Genomic DNA, 17,672 nt, shown 5'->3' with positions numbered 1-17,672 from the left:
GTAACCGCTTATGCAAATCATGACCATTGCGTTAAAGTGAAAGTGATTCGTTTAACTCCCGCAATAACGTACTACTACCGTTTTTTATATTTGAAAAATGGGGTTTATTACGCAACAAAAACCGCTAAAACTAAGACCGCGCCAGTGTCGACAGCAGATGTCAGTGTTAAATTTGGATTTGTCAGTTGTCAGGATTATATCGGTCGTTATTACAACCCTTATGTAAAATTATTAGATGAGCAAGCCGACTTTTTTATTCATTTAGGCGACTATGTTTATGAAAGTACAGGCGACCCTAGTTTTCAAAATGCTAGCGGAGTGCGCGTTATTCAATTCACTGACCAAGTAAATGCAATTACTGCGTATGCAAGTAATGGTCAACCTTATTATTTAGCTGCATCTTTAGATAATTATCGGCAGCTATATCGCACTTATCGCAGTGATGCATTATTGCAAGAAGTTCATGAAGCAATGCCCATGATTCCCATCTGGGATGATCACGAATTTGCCGATGATTGCTGGGGCGCGACAGCAACAACTTTCGATGAGCGTCGCAATGAATTATCTATCAGTCGGCGACAAAATGCAGAGCGGGCATGGTTGGAATATATGCCTGTTGACCTAGATGAAGTGAGTGAAGGCTCTATCAGTGTGAATGAAGCGACGTTATACCCGAATAATCGGATTTACCGTGAATTTTATTTCGGTAAACACTTGCATTTAATCATGACCGATTATCGAAGCTATCGCCCTGATCATTTAATTCGAGAAGATGCATTCCCCGCAACCGTCGTGCTAGACGAGGCAACCTTACAACAGTTAATCAGCGCGCAAGGTTTAGATTTTCAAACTGTCCGCAATAGTTTCTTACCCTATTTCAATATCGATTTAGCTGAGTTAGCCACATTAAAAGTTATTTTAACTGCTGTAGTAACACAGGCGTATCTTGCCGAAGGAATTGCCACCGCTGACGCACAACAACGTGCTTCAACCGTTATTCGCGGTAATTTAGATGCAACCGTTGTCAATAACCTGCTGCAATCCTATAACCAAACAACAAGTACGCCATATCCCTTGTTTGACAATACACAACTAGCGAACATGTCGAGAGGTTTATCCTACTTAGGCTTAGGCAAACAATCCCTGTTTAGCTCTTTAGGCTCGCGCTATTTAGTGGTTAAACAATCTTATGATTTATATGCAAACTATCAATATTTAATGGGTTCAGGGGACAGCGGACAAAATGGTTTAGGACAAACCCAAGAGACATGGTTACGCAATACGTTATTAAACTCGACACAAACTTGGCGCGTGGTGGGTAGTTCAGTCTCGTTGACCAGCTTATTACTGGATTTAGCCAATACAGACGGCTTACCTGCCGATTTTATTGCTTTATTAAATAGCTTACCCAGTGCCTATCGTCATTTATTCTATTTCAACGTTGACCAACGGGACGGTTTTGTTAATAAACGCGCTGCGTTGGTTGAATTATTAGACAGCGTAACCAATACCGTTAGCATTGCAGGAGATATTCACGCCAGTTACGTATCACAACATGGCGAAAGAACTTTCGAGTTTACAGGAACATCTGTTTCATCTGGAACGTTTTCCACTCTAGCCAGTAATCAAGCAACAGAAATCGGCTTAAGTAATGTAGAAGCCATTACCGCATCTATCGATTATTTATTAAGACGAGCAAACCCCATGATTAGCTACGCAAATAGCAACGCGAACGGCGTTTCTATCATGCAAGTCAGCGCAGACTCGATTGAGGTTGATTACCACTTACTAGCCGCAGAAGTGGCTTTTGAAAATCATTATAATGATCGTCAAGCAATTCGTGATAACGTACAAACACTCAGTTTTCAAGTAAAATCAGGAAAATTGAGCCTAATTTAACCCCAGTATTGCGAATTTTATAAAATAAAACAGAAATCTACTAGGTTTTGAAAACCTAGCAGGTCTGTCAGAACGCGCAAAAAGAATTCACCAGACAAGATTAAAACATTATCTGAATCAGGATTTTCAGGATTAACAGGATTTAAAACCCTAAAACCAAAAATTTAAGGTGAATAACGCTTTTTAATTCTGAAAATTCTGAAAATTCTGTGAATTCTGATTCAGACAAAAAAAGACCTACTAGGTTTTGAAAACCTAGCAGGTCTGTCAGAACGCGCAAAAAGAATTCACCAGACAAGATTAAAACATTATCTGAATCAGGATTTTCAGGATTAACGGGATTAACAGGATTTAAAATCCTAAAACCAAAAATTTAAGGTGAATAACGCTTTTTAATTCTGCTAATTCTGAAAATTCTGTGAATTCTGATCCAGACAAACGCTTGTCTTTTTAAAAGAAACACGACTAACTCAGGTTAAAGCACGATTTCGCAAAACATAGGGATAACTTTGCGTCCTATCGATAGCTTGCTAGAATATAATTTACTGTAACTTTTCGCTGTGATAGGTATTGTTAAGAAATCAATGGGACGTAAACTTTATATAAAAACATTTGGTTGCCAGATGAATGAATATGATTCATCTCGCATGATGCAAGCTCTACAAGTCGCGCACGGCTTAGAGCCGACGGATGATCCAAACGAAGCAGATGTATTATTACTAAATACTTGCTCTATCCGCGAAAAAGCACAAGAAAAAGTCTTTTCTCAATTAGGCACTTGGCGTTCTTTAAAAGAAGCCCGTCCTGATATCATGATTGGTGTGGGTGGCTGTGTCGCTAGCCAAGAAGGCGCGGCAATTCGAGAACGTGCACCTTATGTCGATGTCATTTTTGGCCCTCAAACCCTGCACCGTTTACCCTTAATGCTCAAAGCGGTTGAACAATCGCGTAAACCACAAATCGATATTTCTTTCCCTGAAATTGAAAAATTTGATTGTCTGCCCGAACCACGAGCGGAAGGCGTTAGCGCGTTTGTTTCTATCATGGAAGGCTGTAGCCGTTATTGCACTTTTTGCGTCGTACCTTATACCCGTGGCGAAGAAGTCAGCCGACCCTTTGATGATGTGCTAGCAGAAGTCGCACAACTAGCAAGACAAGGCGTGCGCGAAGTCAATTTATTAGGACAAAATGTCAACGCCTATCGCGGGTTAATGGCTGACGGGGATACTGCTGACCTTGCCTTACTAATCAGCTACGTTGCCGCGATTGAAGGCATAGAACGCATTCGTTATACCACCTCGCACCCGATGGAATTAAGCGACAGTTTAATTCAAGTTTATGCCGATGTGCCTGCTTTAGTCAGTCACTTACACCTTCCAGTACAAAGTGGTTCTGATTTGGTTCTATCACGCATGAAACGCGGACACACTGCTTTAGAATACAAGCATAAAGTCAGACGCTTGCGAGAAATTCGCCCCGATTTAAGTTTATCCTCCGATTTTATTATTGGCTTCCCTGGAGAAACAGAAGCCGATTTTCGCGCCACCATGCAATTGATTGAGGAAGTGGGCTTTGACCACTCATTCAGTTTCATTTATAGCGCGCGTCCTGGAACACCCGCAGCAAGTATGCCTGATGATGTACCGATGGACGTTAAAAAACAGCGTTTAGCTGAGTTACAAAAACGCATAGAGGACATGGCAAATGTTATTAGTCAATCGATGGTCGGCACTGTACAAAAAATCTTAGTTGAGCGTCCGTCCAAAAAAGACCCGCAACAACTCGCGGGACGGACGGAAAATAATCGTGTGGTTAATTTCAACGCAGACCCCAATTTAATCGGACAATTTGTGAATGTTCGCATTACTGAAGCTCTGCCTAATTCATTACGGGGTATCTTAGCCTCCTAAATACCCCAATGCACTTTTAAGGAAGCTGGTAACACTTGAGCAAACAACTCCCCAATCCTGAAATGCTAATGGTCAACGATTTCACGCTAGAACCGCTTGATAATCAAAAGCTAGCGAACCTCTGTGGACAGTTTGACGAACATTTACGCCAACTTGAAAAACGTTTTAATGTAGAAATCAACAACCGAGGTCATCAATTTCGGGTTGTTGGTATGGACAATGCCGTGAAAAATGTCACTGAAGTTTTAAATCAGCTTTATACCGCTGACGAACCCCTAAACCCTGAACGGGTACATTTATACTCCCAACCCGCAAGCCTTGAAGATGCTTTAATATCAACCGACTTAAACGACCCCGAAGGGGCAGAAGTGATTATTCGCACCCGTCGGGGCATGGTGCGCGGTCGCGGTATTAACCAACGTAACTATCTCAATCGGATATTCCGCCACGATATTAACTTTGGTGTTGGTCCTGCCGGTACGGGTAAAACCTACTTAGCCGTTGCTTGCGCAGTAGAAGCCTTAGAACGCGAACAAATTCGCCGTATTATTCTCGTGCGTCCTGCGGTAGAAGCGGGTGAACGACTAGGTTTTTTACCTGGTGATTTAGCCCAAAAAGTCGACCCCTATTTACGCCCTTTATACGACGCATTATATGAAATGCTCGGCTTTGAACGAGTGACCAAGTTGATTGAACGTAGCGTGATAGAAATTGCCCCATTAGCCTATATGCGCGGACGGACATTAAACGACTCATTCATCATCCTAGACGAAGCCCAAAACACCACGATAGAACAAATGAAAATGTTTCTAACCCGTATTGGTTTTGGCTCTACCGCAGTGATTACAGGCGATGCGACACAAATCGACCTGCCCAATGAACGGCAATCAGGCTTAAGACACGTCATTAAAATCTTACCCGACGTGGAAGGCGTGAGCTTTACCTTTTTTGACAGTAAAGATGTCGTACGTCATCCCATCGTTGCCCGCATCATCAATGCCTACGACCGCGCCGAAAAACAAGCAGAAGCTGAAAAATTGCTCACAAAATAAGGCTTAGGCGAGAACACTTGTTTTTCTGTTGGATGTCACTGTAAACTTTAATTAATTAAGCGCGGGACACTGTTGTACAGTGTCCCCTTTTCTATTCTCAACGCAATACGCACCACTCAAAAATGGACATCTATGAACGCAGACGTTGACCTTCAATACGCCTGTGCTGTGACCGATCTACCGACCCGTAGCCAATTCGTGGACTGGGTCAATGCTGTTTTACACCACCCTGATATACAAAACCGTCTAAAAATCAGCCGTAAAAACGCGCTAACCATTCGCATTGTTGACGAAACAGAAGGAAAAACCCTCAATGAAACATGGCGACATAAAGCCTATGCAACCAATGTTTTATCGTTTCCTTTTGAAACCCCCAAAGGCTTAAAACTCCCCCTCTTGGGAGACATTATCATCTGCGCCCCTGTTGTTGCTCATGAAGCCAGCGAACAAGAAAAACCCCTGCTTGCCCATTGGGCACATTTGGTTATTCATGGCACGCTACACCTCATTGGCTATGATCACATCGACGAAGCAGAAGCAAATGAAATGGAAGCCTTAGAAATTCAAATTCTGCAACAACTAGGTTACTCCGATCCCTATAACACGATAGATAAGCCATGAACGCCGTCCCCCCTGCTCCTCAAGCAAACTCCCTCATGTTCTCTTGGTTTGGTCGTTTACGCCAAGTCCTTGCTAACGAACCACAAGATAAAGAACAACTCATTACCCTGCTTCGTGACGCACAAAAACGTAACCTCTTCAATACAGACACACTCAACATGATTGAAGGCGCGTTAGCCATTTCAGAAATGCAAGTGCGTGACATCATCATTCCACGCGCCCAAATGATAGCCCTCTACCTAGATGACACCCCAGAGGACATGATGCGCACCGTTATTGAATCAGGACATTCACGTTTTCCCATGCTCGGCGAGAATAAAGACGACGTACAAGGCATTTTTCTAGCAAAAGACCTCCTCGAATACTTTGCCCAAGGCAAACCTAACGACTTCAACCCCCGCGATTTAATGCGCCCCGCAGTCTTTGTTCCAGAAAGCAAACGCCTCAATATCCTACTGCGCGAATTTCGCACCAGCCGCAACCACATGGCAATCGTTGTCGACGAATATGGTGGCGTTGCAGGCTTAGTGACCATTGAAGACGTTATCGAACAAATCGTTGGCGATATCGACGATGAACACGATTTTGACGACCAAGTCTATATTAAGCCAAGAGAAACAGATATTTATTCCGTTTTAGCACTCACACCTATCGAAGAATTCAACGACTACTTTAAAACCAATTTTAGCGATGAAGAATTTGACACCATCGGCGGGGTTGTCATCAACACCTTTGGACACCTCCCCCAACGTGGCGAAAAAACCATCCTAGACGGCTTAGAATTCGAAGTTATCCGCTCAAATAGCCGTCGCCTCCATCTTTTACGGGTCAAACGCCTTGCCTACCCACCTGTTACTGACGAAGACTATATCGACCTATAACTAAACCAACACAAACCCTCAATCAATAAACTATCAGGTGTATGCACATAACCGTCATACACCTTTTTTTATCATGCTAAAACCCTTATTAAAAATAAAATCAGCTACTCACAACAGGAGAACGGAATGCCCGAACTCTCACAACGCCTGTTTTTTGCCCTCTTTCCCCCACCAACACTCCACGACCAAATCGCCCAACTTGCGCAAACCCTGACACAGGGACAAACAGGCAAACCCCTACACGACCTAGATTTACACATCACGCTAGTTTTTTTAGGCGATATTCCTGTTGCAAAGATACCTTGCTTACAACAAGTTGCTGATAACATTCGAGCAACTCCTTTCGCAGTATCTCTTAACCAATTTGGTTATTGGGAAAAACCCCGTATTCTCTGGCTTGCGCCTGATGAGCCTATTCCCGCACTTAACCAACTAGTACAACAGCTTACCGATAAACTGACACAACATTGTGCTTACCAAGCAGAAAAACGCCCGTATCGTGCCCATATGACCCTATACCGTCATGCAACACCCTGTTTAAATTACCCAACAATAGACCCCCTTATATGGCAAGCCCAAGAATTCTGTCTTGTTCGTTCTAACCCACAATCAACCAAGAATCGTTATGAAATTATTCAACGCTGGCAGTTTCAAACTACACCTTAACACCCTATTTTTAGCCCTCTTATTACTCAGCTTTACCAGTTTAACCGCTTGTAGTAGCAACAATAATGTTAAAAGCAATACCCAAATGACAGGCATAAAAGCGGCTGTTTTTTCAATTGAAAATGGCGACACACTGTCATTACTAGATAGCAAAAATAAACTATTCACCGTCCGTCTAGCAGGAATAGACGCACCCGAAAATACCCAACCCTCAGGACTTGCCGCCAAACAAAACTTATTCAACCTTGTTTTCGATAAAACAGTACAAGTAGTCATTGAAAAGGCAGACACCCGCCAATCCATCGCACGGGTATATGTCAATAAGGTTGATATCAGTGCCAACCAAGTCCAAAAAGGCTTAGCATGGGTACTCACCGACAGCACTGATAAAAATTTACAAACCCTAGAAAAAACCGCCCGTGCTAAAAAAGTTGGTCTATGGGCAGCCACCAACCCCATCGCCCCATGGGATTGGCGAGCAGGAAAACGGCGTTAATTACTCTCTAAGCGATACTTACCCCCCCATTACGGAGCACCTCTTATGAATAAGCAAACTGTTTTACCCTCTTTTTTTAAACACAGTGCACAAGCCATAACCCTGCTACTATGCGCATCTTTTTCCCTCAACACGGTTCAAGCGGGCTATGTCAATAAAGACCACCAAACTTGCCGAGCGTTGAACAACAACACATTTAATAAACTATATCCCGACGCGAAATTAGTCCAAGAACAAACATTTTCCCTAAACTTACCAAATTTTGGAGAAAGTTGTTTTCTAACCCTTTATCAAGCCAAAGCAGAAAGAACCTCCTTTCTACTCACAGCAACTGATGGCTCAATCCGTTACCAATTTGACACCATCAAAAACAGCGCGTTAGGCGCAGGTTGTAAACTATTAGCAGTCGGTTTTGAAGATGTAAACAGCGATAAACAAATGGATATTATTGCCGTGAATCAATGCCAGACCAGTGTCGGTAATTACAACTACAACAACCTATTAATCATCAGCACTGCTACCACTTGGCAAGTTGATAACGCCCACAGTCAAGCCATTAGCCGTTATAAAACCTTTGCTGATATTCGCTTATATTTACGTGACTATCCCCCCGCAGGCACAACAAAACCCAGTAACAACTTCTCCCTAAATACAGGGGATAAAGAAAAATTTTCCACCACCACAAACAATGCGGATAAGATTTCCAGTGAGAAATTTTCCAGCAATAACAAACCTAACCCAACACCAGAAACCACTAACCCCAGCACAAACAGCAACGATAAAACAGATAAAACCAAAAGCGGTGAAAGCAACCTCAGTATTCGTGGTGAATTAGAATTCGACAGCGACGGCTTTTCACTACTTTCCAGTGAAGAAACCAACACCATTTATTTACTCAAACGTTATCCAAAACGCTTGGACGAACAACGTAATGACTTTGTTGGTAAATCTCTGCTGATTACAGGAAGGATATTAAATACAGAACAGAAAGGCGCGTTAATTTATAAAACCATCGACGCACTGGATGTGAAAGTGGAATAATGTGGGATATTACCTAACCTGAGTTCGGCGAGTTTCTTTTAAAAAGACAACAGCTTGTCTGAATCAGGATTAAAAGATTGTCTGAATCAGAATTTTCAGAATTAAAAAGACAAGAAAATTAAAAGAATAAAAAATTATGTTTTTAATTGTTTTTAATTCTGCTAATTCTGAAAATTCTGTGAATTCTGATTCAGACAAAAAAAGACCTGCTAAGTTTTAAAAATCTAGCAGGTCTCTGTTATAAAAATCACCGAAATCAGGTTGTTTTAAGAACAATGAGCAAGCCCACGCTTTGCTAAATATTGCTGATGATATTCTTCTGCTCGATAAAAAGTCGGTGCTGGTGCGATTTCAGTCACGACAGGGGAACGATAACGCCCGCTTTTATCCAATTCTGTTTTAAAAGCCATTGCTTTTGCCTGTTGCTCTGGCGTGTGAAAGAACACCACCGAACGATATTGAGAGCCAATATCAACCCCTTGGCGGTTTAAAGTCGTTGGGTTGTGATTGTTCCAAAAAATGGTTAAAAGCTGTTCATAACTGACTTGTTCAGGGTCATACTCAATTTGCACAACTTCTGCATGTCCTGTGTTATCTGTACAAACATCTTCATAGCTTGGATTAGCTAAATGTCCACCAGCATAACCGACAGCTGTATTAACAACCCCATTGACTTGACGAAAACGATGTTCTACACCCCAAAAACATCCCGCGCCAAATGTTGCTTTTTCTAACATGATAATGCGCTCCTGTTAGGAAATTATCGTGATGATGAAATTGTGTTTACTGCTGCTCTTATCAAGGTTATTAATGGTAATCCTAAACAAGTAAAATCTAAATTTCCTGAATCAGGATTTTCAAAATTAACAAGATTTAAAACCCTAAAACCAAAAAACTAAGGTGAATCACGCTTTTTAATCCTGCTAATTCTGAAAATTCTGTGAATTTTGATTCAGACAAGTTGTTGTCTTTTTTTAAAAACTCGCCGAACTCAGGTTGCTATCAAAAATATTACAACGCTTGCGTTGATAAAAAAAATTCCCACCTGTCGTAACAAGTGGGAATCAAAGGTTAAAGCGCGTAGGAGATAAGACGTTTTTATAAAAAATTCTAGGATTGGAATTTAGAGATTAAACGGCGTAATTGTCCGCGCCACCATAAATAAATCCCTGTTCCAATTAAAAAGAGGAAAATCGCGGCGATAATATCGCCCCAAAGCCATTCGGCATCGTGTCCCACAATCGCTGTGCCTGTGTGTAAGTCTCGGATAAATCGTGCAATACTGATTTCTCCCGCTTTTGCTTCGCTTGGCGGTAATTTAGCCAGTGTGTCTTTAAATTGTGTTACATCTACCCATGTTTGCCCACCATCGTTTGTCGTTTGCAACGGTTTGCCACGTAAGACTAAATAGAGTTGTTCCCCCGCTACAAATGCGCTGGTAATAAATCCGCGTGGGCTGATGCGTTTCCATTCATTGTTATTTTCTAGCCATAAGCCTTGTTGCGTTAAAACAACGGTTTTCCCTGTCCATTGGAATAAATTGCGAATTTCTTGCCCTGCAAATTGGGGAAGCAGTTGCACATTGTCGCTCGTTTGGCGAACTAATCCGCCTGCTGTGCCTATCCACGCGCCATCAGTGACAGGTAGAAAAATGCGGATGTCGCTTTGTGGGTCATTGCGGGGCGCGTCGCTGTAGGCGGGTAGCCAACTGACATTTATCATTTTGTCTCGAAAACCGAGAGCTTGCCCGTGATAGAGAAAAATAGCGGTAACAGCGACAATTAAAAAGGGTATCGCAAGAATGAATGATAGCCATGCGTGCCACGTGCGGGCGTTGAATTTAAAGCTCATAAAATGTCCTTGGTTTTATTATCAACAGGATGTTAAGAAAGTTGTCGCTAAAACAATTGAGTAGAAAGAAATCGTTTTCATATATCAGCCCACATTCTGAGGAGGTTGTGATAACAACCTGTGAGTTGAACACGGGCGGCTTCGTCGGCGTTGGTTTGGTTTAGCCGTTGGATAGCGGTATCCATATCAAAGAGCATTGAGCGTTGTGCGTCGTGGCGTATCATGCTTTGTACCCAGAGAAAACAGGCGATACGCGCCCCACGGGTGACGGGGGAAACACGGTGCAAGCTGGTGGAGGGGTAAACAACCATGTGTCCCGCAGGTAATTTAATGGCGTTTACGCCGTAGGTGTCTTCAATGAGCAATTCGCCATCGTCGTATTCGTCGGGTTCTGCAAGAAAGAGGGTAGCGGATACATCGGTGCGGATTTTTTGTCCGTTGCTATTGGGGATAATGCGCACGGCGTTGTCGATGTGGTTGCCAAAATACATACCTTCGGCGTAGCAGTTGAACATGGGCGGATAGACGCGCAAGGGCAGTGCCGCGCTGATAAATAGGGGATGACGTTCAATCGCGCTTAAAATCAGGTCGCCGAGTTCTTTGGCTATGGGGGAATTTTCGGGCAGTTGTTGATTATTTTTAACTTGGTAGCCTTGATAGCCTGCGGTGACTCGTCCATCAACCCAGCCTGTGCTTGCAAGGCGTTCACGACAGTATTTAATTTGTTCTGGATTAAGTACGTTTGGAATAGATAACAGCATAATGAGTTGATTTGTTTTTAATCATTTATTGTTATCCTGCTTACTTTGCGTTGTGTTCGCGTGTAAGCAGGGGTTTATAAAAAAGGATTAGAAGCGGTATTGCACGCTGACAATGCCTGCTCTGCCATCAACAGGAACAGCACGCCCTGATGAGGCAGTTTCGAAATAGTCTTCGTCGGTAATATTTTGTAAGTTCAGACGAACGTCATAGCTAGGTTGATGATAAGCAAGCGTTGCGTCATAACGGGTGTAGCCGTCGATGGTTGCGGTGTTGGCGTTATTGACGAAGCGGTCGGAGGAGTAAATTAAACCGCCACCGACTTCCCAATCTTTAAGAAAGTTGTAGGATGTCCAGAGGGATATGGTATGTTCTGGGGTGTTTTGTAGTTTTTTGCCTTGAACCGCGACACCGCTTTGCACATCGTTAGACTTGGTAATTTCGCTGTCTAGGTAGGTGTAACCTGTAAACACTTGCCATTCACGGGTAATCCGTCCTGTTATGCCTAATTCAATCCCTTGAACGCGGTTTTCACCATCTAGGATTTGTAAACTGCTGTTTAAGGGGTCTGTTGTGCGGGCATTGGTTTTTTCAACACGGAATAGGGCTGTATTCAGAGATAACGCACCGTTGAGTAGGTCAAATTTGCCGCCAATTTCCATCGAGCGATTTTTTTCGGGTTCTAAGTCTTGATTCGCATCGCTTAAGGTCATGGTTTCGGCAGAAGGATTAAAGGACGTGCCGTAGGAGGTGTAATAAGATTGGGTGTCGGTGGGTTGATAAATCAGTCCCACTCGTCCACTGGTCATTTTGTCGGTGCGGTCGCGTTTGGTTTCTACGCCTGCGGCGGTACGGCTTAGGCTATCAACTGCGTATCTGTCCCAGCGCAAGCCGGCGGTGGCTTTCCATTCTTTGGTTATTTCTACTTGGTCATTGAGGTAAACGGCAAAGGTGTCGCCTTCGCTGTCGGTGTAAGTGCCTAGTGTACGAGTCGCGCTACTGGGTGCTGATTCATAGAAGGGATTAGCGGCATTGGTTGATGGCAAGGTTGACCATGTGTAGCCTTGGTTTTCGTAGGTATCGCGTCCAATTTCTATGCCTGTTGTGACGGTGTGGCGTATGCCTGCAGTTTCAAATTTGGCGATTAAATCAGTTTGGTTATAAATAGCGGTGTCATCTATTTCGCGGTCACGACGGCTACGGGTAATTGTCATTGCTTCCAGTGGGGTATCTACAGGAAGTGTCGTGGAGTTGGCAATCGATACAGGGGTCGGTGATGCATCTATCCTTGAGTTGTTGTACTGAAGTTGTGTACGAATTTGTAATGAATCTGAAAATTGATGTTCCAAACGAGCGGATAAAATATCGCTGTCTTGGTCATATTTATCATCAGTTAAGCCATAAAAATTGCTGGTTGATGCATCGATGGGTGTGCCGTTAAATAAAGGGAAACCATAATCAGGAATATCACTGCGCCGTTGATGGACGGAATAAATGGTTAATTCTGTCGGCGTGCCTATCCCAAAACGCACTGAGGGCGAAATGCCAAAGCGTTCGGATTCGACGATATCGCGGGTTGATTTACTCGTATGTGCAAGCCCTGCAATTCGAAAAGCAGCGGTTGATGTCATTTCTTGATTAACATCAAAAGTCGCACGGTAATAGTCATCAGTGCCTAAACTAAAACCCACTTCACGGCTGTCTTTTAGATGAGCCACTTTACTCACTTGATTAATTACGCCTCCTGTTGAACCTCGACCAAATTGCATGGAAGAAGGACCTTTTAACACTTCCACCGCTTCTAAGAAAAACGTTTCCCGTGATGCTTGTGAGCGGTCGCGGAAACCGTCTAAAAAGATGTCAGTGCGTGCAGAAAAACCGCGCAAATTGATGTTGTCACCAATCACGCCTCCTTCACCTGCTGATAGGGTTATTCCTGGTACATTACGTAAAGCATCGGTTAAATCCGTCGCTCCTTGTGCTTCCATCACCGCCTTATTTATTACCGTCACTGATTGAGGCACATCGCGCAATAACATAGGTACTTTTCCGCCAACGGTTGTCGTCGTCGGTGCATAATCCGCCGTTTCACTTTCAGTCGTCGCTTGGACGTTCACTTCTGGGAGTGTGGTTTCTTCAGCAAATGCAGAGAGAGCAAGCGGAGCGGTTGCCGCTGTTAATAAAGCAGCAACAAGGGAAGTGTGTTTCTGAGACATCAAAAATCCTCTTCAAAAAGCAGTATGCCTTTAATACATAAATAAAAGTATTGGGTTTATTATCTTATAATAAGCACTTTATATAAACATAAACGCAAATGAGAATCAATATCATTCTTATTTTTTAAGATTTGACAATCAGATAGCACTTGTTTTGTGGGTTTTTTATGGTCAGTAAAGCGTGATGCGATATTAAAACGATTCAGGTGAAAGAGGCAGGATTAAGAGCGGAAAAACAAAGGGGTGAAAAAATCAACCTAAAGAAAATAGATTTACCCAGTAAACTATAGGGACGATACAACAATTTAGGGTAGTGTTAAACAAGTCAGGTTTTTCTCGTCTTAACACGGTTGTCTGAATCAGGATTTTCAGGATTCATAGAATTTAAAAGATTCGTTCACCTTGTTTTTTTATTTGAGGGTTTTAAATCCTGTCTATCTTGATTCAGACAATCAGGTTTTATGCGTTTAAACCCTGACTTGTTTAGCACTACTTAATTTAGGTTAGGAAAAATATCATGCTTGCTACTTTACCGTTATTACAACAAACGGATTTCCCTGCCATTACGCGTCGACAATTAGAAACAGTACAAGTTAATTTAGGTTATCGCTGTAATCAACGTTGTTTACACTGTCATGTCAACGCAAGCCCAACACGACAGGAAAGTATGAGTCGTGAAACGATAGAGCAGGTTTTACAGTATTTAAAAACGGCAGGAGCTTCTACGTTAGATTTAACAGGGGGCGCGCCTGAGCTTAATCCACATTTTCGTTGGTTAGTGATACAAGCCCGTCAGCAAGGGATTAAAGTTATAGACCGTTGTAATTTAACAATTTTATTTGAGCCTGAACAAACGGATTTAGCTGAGTTTTTAGCAGGACAACAGGTTGAAATCGTGGCTTCTTTACCCTGTTATCTGGCTGAAAATGTTGATAAACAGCGCGGTGTTGGGACATTTGAAAAAAGTATTGCGGGTTTACAACGTTTAAATCAACTCGGTTATGGACACGCGGGGAGTGCTTTACAATTAAATCTTGTTTTTAATCCTTTAGATACCTATTTACCGCCCGCTCAACAAACCTTAGAAGCCGATTATAAAAAAATCCTCTTTGAAAATTATGGGATTGTTTTTAATCAACTTTACACTTTGTGCAATATGCCAATTCAACGTTTTGGCAGTAGCTTATTGTCAAAAGGACAGTTTCAAGATTACATGCAATGCTTAAAACAGGCTTTTCAAGTCGAAAATTTAGCGCGAGTGATGTGTCGACAATTAATTAGTATCGATTGGCAAGGTTATGTTTATGATTGTGACTTTAATCAGATGTTAGGTTTACCCCTATACCGACAAGGGCGTAAACAACATATTAAAGACTTAACCAACCAAGATTTAACCAATAACCCCATCACCATTGCAGACCATTGTTATGGCTGTACAGCGGGACAAGGGAGTAGCTGCGGGGGCGCATTATCTTGAGTAAACTTTCTATCATCATCCCGACGCTGAATGAAGCCAAGAATATTGTGGCAATTTTAGAAGCTTTACAGCCACTTCGAAATGCTGGACATGAAGTGATTATTGTCGATGGTGATAGTCATGATGAAACGCGCAAATTAGCAGCTTCGTTTGTTGATAGTTTACTCATTGGACAACGCGGGCGGGCGCATCAAATGAACCTCGGGGCAAACTTTGCCCATTATGATATTCTGCTCTTTCTTCATGCAGATACCCAACTCCCGCCACAAGCCGATAGCCTCATTTTAAATAAGCTCCGTCCGCAACAAGTTTGGGGACGCTTTGACGTTCAATTATCAGGCAAACATTGGTTATTTCGTTGGATTGAACGCTTGATGAATTGGCGTTCCCGTCTGACGGGAATTGCAACGGGAGACCAAGCAATTTTTGTTTATAAATCTGCTTTTCAACAAGTTGAAGGTTATCCCGCACAGCCGTTAATGGAGGATATTGCCTTGAGTAAACGCTTAAAATGTCTCTCTGCACCAATTTGTTTATCTGAAAAAGTGACCAGCTCCAGCCGTCGCTGGGAACAAAAAGGCATTATTCGCACGATTTTTTTAATGTGGTATTTACGCCTTGCCTATTGGTTAGGCGCAAATCCAAAGCAGTTAAAGCAATATTATGATAAATAGGCTACAAATTTTTACAAAAGCTCCAATTGTCGGACACGTTAAAACCCGCTTATTTTCAAGCTACTCACCAGAGCAGGCGACCAAAATACATCAAGGCTTAATTCACCGCTGTCTTGCCCAGTTTACCCCGCACTTTAACAGCGAATTATGGTGTTCTCCTAACTGCCAACATCCTTTTTTTCAACACTGTCAACAACAATACCCCATTTCACTTTATACCCAACAAGGCGATGATTTAGGAATGCGGATGTTATTTGCATTACAACAACATCTCCCTGTTCCAACAGTTTTAATTGGCACTGATTGCCCGAGCCTCAGCGTGGCAGACATTCAACAGGCTTTTCAGGTATTACAACAAGGTTGTCCAGTTGTTTTAGCCCCTGCGGAAGATGGAGGCTATGTCTTAGTTGGAATACAAGGCAAAGCACTGGATATTTTTAGCACAATGCCATGGAGTCAAGAAAATCTGATACATGAAACCCGAGCGCGATTGCGTCAACTGCGCTGTGATTGGTACGAACTCCCCTTACAATGGGACATAGACAGACCTGAAGATGTACAACGCTATTTTGCGAACCCCTCAATAGACAACGCCCGTATCACTTTCAACACTATGTTATAGTTTACCGTCCAAAAACTTCTAAAAACCAATTAACAGGGATAAACCATGAAACTCATCGCTTGTTTAACCACTGCTATTCTGCTCATCTCTCTGAGCAGTCATGCGGCATCCCCGTATATGAGCATCAGCGTTGCAGAAGATTTACAATTCACTGATGAAAACTGTTTAAACACATCAGAAACGGTATTAACCCAAAACGGCTTTACCCAAATTAACCGCGCAACAGGTAGCCCGACCTTATTTGCCAGCGTCAGCGACAGCAAAAATTATGGCTTTAAAGCCCTTGTTCGCTGTTTTTCTAAAGCAGGCATTATAAACGTGGTGGTGGTTTCCGAAGACCGAAGCAAAATCTTAAGCAAAGCCGATACCTTACGGCAACAAATTCAAACCCAACTCACAGGCAACCCACAAACAGCGGTAGAGCCTGCTAATACAAGCCCTGTTGCACCTGCAACCGTCAAAAGTCCAACAACGAGCGCGTTACCAACAACCGTTGTGATTCTCTACTCCATGCAATCGCAACCCAATGCCATAGACAACGCACAACGTTTGATTGCAAAAGGCTTTGATGCAAGCGTTTACTGGGGCACAAATAACTTAAATATTGTCGCTGTCACCGCCTCCAATAAAAGCCAAGCCAATGCGTTACGTACTCAACTGATTAATCAAGGACTCGCGCAAAGTGATGCCTTTGTCGCAGACAATAGCCGTTTACAATATCGAATCTTTCCCACTGGCAAAACGTCACCAACAACTTTAATCAGCAATTTCGACAACAGCGGTTTTGCCTTTGCCGATACAACAGGCTCACGCCTACTGGCTTTAGGCGAACTCAACGCACCTGATAAAATTACCACGGCGTTATGTGAAGGCAATCGCCTTTTACCCGTCAGCTATGTTCAACTACAATCAGGAAATAATAACCGCAACAGTCTGCGCGACATCGCCCAAAACTTTAACAACCAACGTGGGGAATTATTTCTGATTGCGGAGGGCAACACACGCCCCGATAGCACCTGCTTACTGCTCAACGACAACGATAAACTTGCCTTAGGGACACAACAACCCATCATGATGGGCGTTTATGCAGACTGTGAACGCGCAATTATCCAACGCCTTACCCAACAACGACAACGTGCTATTAATCAATGCTGGCACTTAGCCAATGTCGGTAAGAATGGACAAATTGTTGTTGCTGAATTTCAACGACAAAATAACGAAATGTTAGCCAGTATTATCTATGTCAGTCCGACAAACTTGATTTTTCAAGATTACTTAGCAAACTATAATCAATCGAGCTGTTGGCGTATTGATGACAGTTGCAAATTTGATCCAGGTGGATTTCACATTTACAGCGTTTTCCAATCCGCACAAGCCCTATACCTCATCCTCACATGGGATGGTGCAGAAGGACAAAACGCCATGCTACTCAAAGCCAGCAACGCCTTATTTGAAGCTGTTAAACAAGGCTATCGCTACTGGGCGCAATAATATAACCTGATGACAA

16 protein-coding genes are annotated in these 17,672 nt (G+C 42.8%); 12 read left to right on the top strand and 4 right to left on the bottom strand.

Going from position 1 to position 17,672, the window contains the following annotated elements:
* The 8 genes from BEGALDRAFT_RS01830 to BEGALDRAFT_RS01795 form a co-directional block, all read left to right on the top strand.
* A partial coding sequence (locus BEGALDRAFT_RS01830; RefSeq protein WP_002683085.1) for an alkaline phosphatase D family protein occupies window positions 1-1,899 on the top strand: 1,899 nt, incomplete at its 5' end.
* Window positions 1,900-2,483: 584 nt separating this feature from the next.
* A complete protein-coding gene (gene miaB / locus BEGALDRAFT_RS01825) occupies window positions 2,484-3,809 on the top strand; it encodes a tRNA (N6-isopentenyl adenosine(37)-C2)-methylthiotransferase MiaB (RefSeq protein WP_040294846.1) in 1,326 nt (441 codons plus the stop codon).
* Window positions 3,810-3,844: 35 nt separating this feature from the next.
* A complete protein-coding gene (locus tag BEGALDRAFT_RS01820; RefSeq protein ID WP_002683081.1) occupies window positions 3,845-4,861 on the top strand; it encodes a PhoH family protein in 1,017 nt (338 codons plus the stop codon).
* A 132-nt stretch (window positions 4,862-4,993) separates the two neighbouring features.
* Complete coding sequence (gene ybeY, locus BEGALDRAFT_RS01815; protein ID WP_002683079.1) at window positions 4,994-5,482, top strand: rRNA maturation RNase YbeY; 489 nt, start codon at window positions 4,994-4,996, stop codon at window positions 5,480-5,482.
* Complete coding sequence (locus BEGALDRAFT_RS01810) at window positions 5,479-6,363, top strand: HlyC/CorC family transporter (protein WP_002683077.1); 885 nt, start codon at window positions 5,479-5,481, stop codon at window positions 6,361-6,363. Before ybeY ends, BEGALDRAFT_RS01810 begins: the two co-directional genes overlap by 4 nt.
* A gap of 126 nt (window positions 6,364-6,489) precedes the next feature.
* Window positions 6,490-7,029, top strand: coding sequence for an RNA 2',3'-cyclic phosphodiesterase (gene thpR / locus BEGALDRAFT_RS01805; RefSeq protein ID WP_002683076.1), 540 nt, complete (start codon window positions 6,490-6,492; stop codon window positions 7,027-7,029).
* On the top strand, window positions 6,989-7,525 hold the full coding sequence (locus tag BEGALDRAFT_RS01800) for a thermonuclease family protein (protein WP_002683074.1): 537 nt from the start codon (window positions 6,989-6,991) through the stop codon (window positions 7,523-7,525). Before thpR ends, BEGALDRAFT_RS01800 begins: the two co-directional genes overlap by 41 nt.
* Window positions 7,526-7,570: 45 nt before the next feature.
* Window positions 7,571-8,566, top strand: coding sequence for a hypothetical protein (locus BEGALDRAFT_RS01795; protein WP_002683072.1), 996 nt, complete (start codon window positions 7,571-7,573; stop codon window positions 8,564-8,566).
* Between the two features lie 266 nt (window positions 8,567-8,832).
* Here the strand turns inward: BEGALDRAFT_RS01795 and msrA are convergent, their stop codons facing one another.
* The 4 genes from msrA to BEGALDRAFT_RS01775 form a co-directional block, all read right to left on the bottom strand.
* Window positions 8,833-9,303: a peptide-methionine (S)-S-oxide reductase MsrA gene (gene msrA, locus BEGALDRAFT_RS01790; protein ID WP_002683070.1), complete on the bottom strand. Its 471-nt coding sequence runs from the start codon at window positions 9,301-9,303 to the stop codon at window positions 8,833-8,835.
* A gap of 373 nt (window positions 9,304-9,676) precedes the next feature.
* A complete protein-coding gene (locus BEGALDRAFT_RS01785) occupies window positions 9,677-10,417 on the bottom strand; it encodes a PepSY domain-containing protein (RefSeq protein WP_002683068.1) in 741 nt (246 codons plus the stop codon).
* Window positions 10,418-10,494: 77 nt separating this feature from the next.
* Window positions 10,495-11,178: a Fe2+-dependent dioxygenase gene (locus tag BEGALDRAFT_RS01780; RefSeq protein WP_002683066.1), complete on the bottom strand. Its 684-nt coding sequence runs from the start codon at window positions 11,176-11,178 to the stop codon at window positions 10,495-10,497.
* Between the two features lie 87 nt (window positions 11,179-11,265).
* On the bottom strand, window positions 11,266-13,392 hold the full coding sequence (locus tag BEGALDRAFT_RS01775; protein WP_002683065.1) for a TonB-dependent receptor: 2,127 nt from the start codon (window positions 13,390-13,392) through the stop codon (window positions 11,266-11,268).
* 517 nt (window positions 13,393-13,909) lie between these two features.
* On the opposite strand from BEGALDRAFT_RS01775, the gene arsS reads away from it, so the two are divergent.
* The 4 genes from arsS to BEGALDRAFT_RS01755 are packed head-to-tail and all read left to right on the top strand — an operon-like array spanning window position 13,910 to window position 17,656.
* The gene (gene arsS / locus BEGALDRAFT_RS01770; RefSeq protein ID WP_002683064.1) at window positions 13,910-14,869 is read left to right on the top strand and encodes an arsenosugar biosynthesis radical SAM (seleno)protein ArsS; all 960 of its coding nucleotides are present in this window, start codon (window positions 13,910-13,912) and stop codon (window positions 14,867-14,869) included.
* Entirely contained in the window at window positions 14,866-15,543 is a 678-nt protein-coding gene (locus BEGALDRAFT_RS01765) for a TIGR04283 family arsenosugar biosynthesis glycosyltransferase (RefSeq protein ID WP_002683063.1), read from the top strand. The genes arsS and BEGALDRAFT_RS01765 overlap by 4 nt, the downstream gene beginning before the upstream one ends.
* Window positions 15,533-16,165 (top strand): TIGR04282 family arsenosugar biosynthesis glycosyltransferase, encoded by a 633-nt coding sequence (locus BEGALDRAFT_RS01760; RefSeq protein WP_002683062.1) that lies wholly within the window; start codon window positions 15,533-15,535, stop codon window positions 16,163-16,165. The genes BEGALDRAFT_RS01765 and BEGALDRAFT_RS01760 overlap by 11 nt, the downstream gene beginning before the upstream one ends.
* 45 nt (window positions 16,166-16,210) lie before the next feature.
* A complete protein-coding gene (locus BEGALDRAFT_RS01755; RefSeq protein ID WP_002683061.1) occupies window positions 16,211-17,656 on the top strand; it encodes an SPOR domain-containing protein in 1,446 nt (481 codons plus the stop codon).
* Window positions 17,657-17,672 lie beyond the last annotated feature (16 nt).

It is taken from the genome of Beggiatoa alba B18LD (genome assembly GCF_000245015.1).
Classification (GTDB): Bacteria; Pseudomonadota; Gammaproteobacteria; order Beggiatoales; family Beggiatoaceae; genus Beggiatoa; species Beggiatoa alba.
The sequence above is the reverse complement of the archived record's forward strand: the minus strand, read 5'-3'. Positions and strand labels throughout refer to the sequence as shown.

Coding starts and splice junctions, on each gene's coding strand:
- BEGALDRAFT_RS01780 (WP_002683066.1), bottom strand. CDS start 11,178: ATGCTGTTATCTATTCCAAACGTACTTAATCCAGAACAAATTAAATAC.
- BEGALDRAFT_RS01755 (WP_002683061.1), top strand. CDS start 16,211: ATGAAACTCATCGCTTGTTTAACCACTGCTATTCTGCTCATCTCTCTG.
- BEGALDRAFT_RS01785 (WP_002683068.1), bottom strand. CDS start 10,417: ATGAGCTTTAAATTCAACGCCCGCACGTGGCACGCATGGCTATCATTC.
- BEGALDRAFT_RS01760 (WP_002683062.1), top strand. CDS start 15,533: ATGATAAATAGGCTACAAATTTTTACAAAAGCTCCAATTGTCGGACAC.
- msrA (WP_002683070.1), bottom strand. CDS start 9,303: ATGTTAGAAAAAGCAACATTTGGCGCGGGATGTTTTTGGGGTGTAGAA.
- BEGALDRAFT_RS01775 (WP_002683065.1), bottom strand. CDS start 13,392: ATGTCTCAGAAACACACTTCCCTTGTTGCTGCTTTATTAACAGCGGCA.
- ybeY (WP_002683079.1), top strand. CDS start 4,994: ATGAACGCAGACGTTGACCTTCAATACGCCTGTGCTGTGACCGATCTA.
- BEGALDRAFT_RS01810 (WP_002683077.1), top strand. CDS start 5,479: ATGAACGCCGTCCCCCCTGCTCCTCAAGCAAACTCCCTCATGTTCTCT.
- BEGALDRAFT_RS01795 (WP_002683072.1), top strand. CDS start 7,571: ATGAATAAGCAAACTGTTTTACCCTCTTTTTTTAAACACAGTGCACAA.
- thpR (WP_002683076.1), top strand. CDS start 6,490: ATGCCCGAACTCTCACAACGCCTGTTTTTTGCCCTCTTTCCCCCACCA.
- BEGALDRAFT_RS01800 (WP_002683074.1), top strand. CDS start 6,989: ATGAAATTATTCAACGCTGGCAGTTTCAAACTACACCTTAACACCCTA.
- miaB (WP_040294846.1), top strand. CDS start 2,484: ATGGGACGTAAACTTTATATAAAAACATTTGGTTGCCAGATGAATGAA.
- arsS (WP_002683064.1), top strand. CDS start 13,910: ATGCTTGCTACTTTACCGTTATTACAACAAACGGATTTCCCTGCCATT.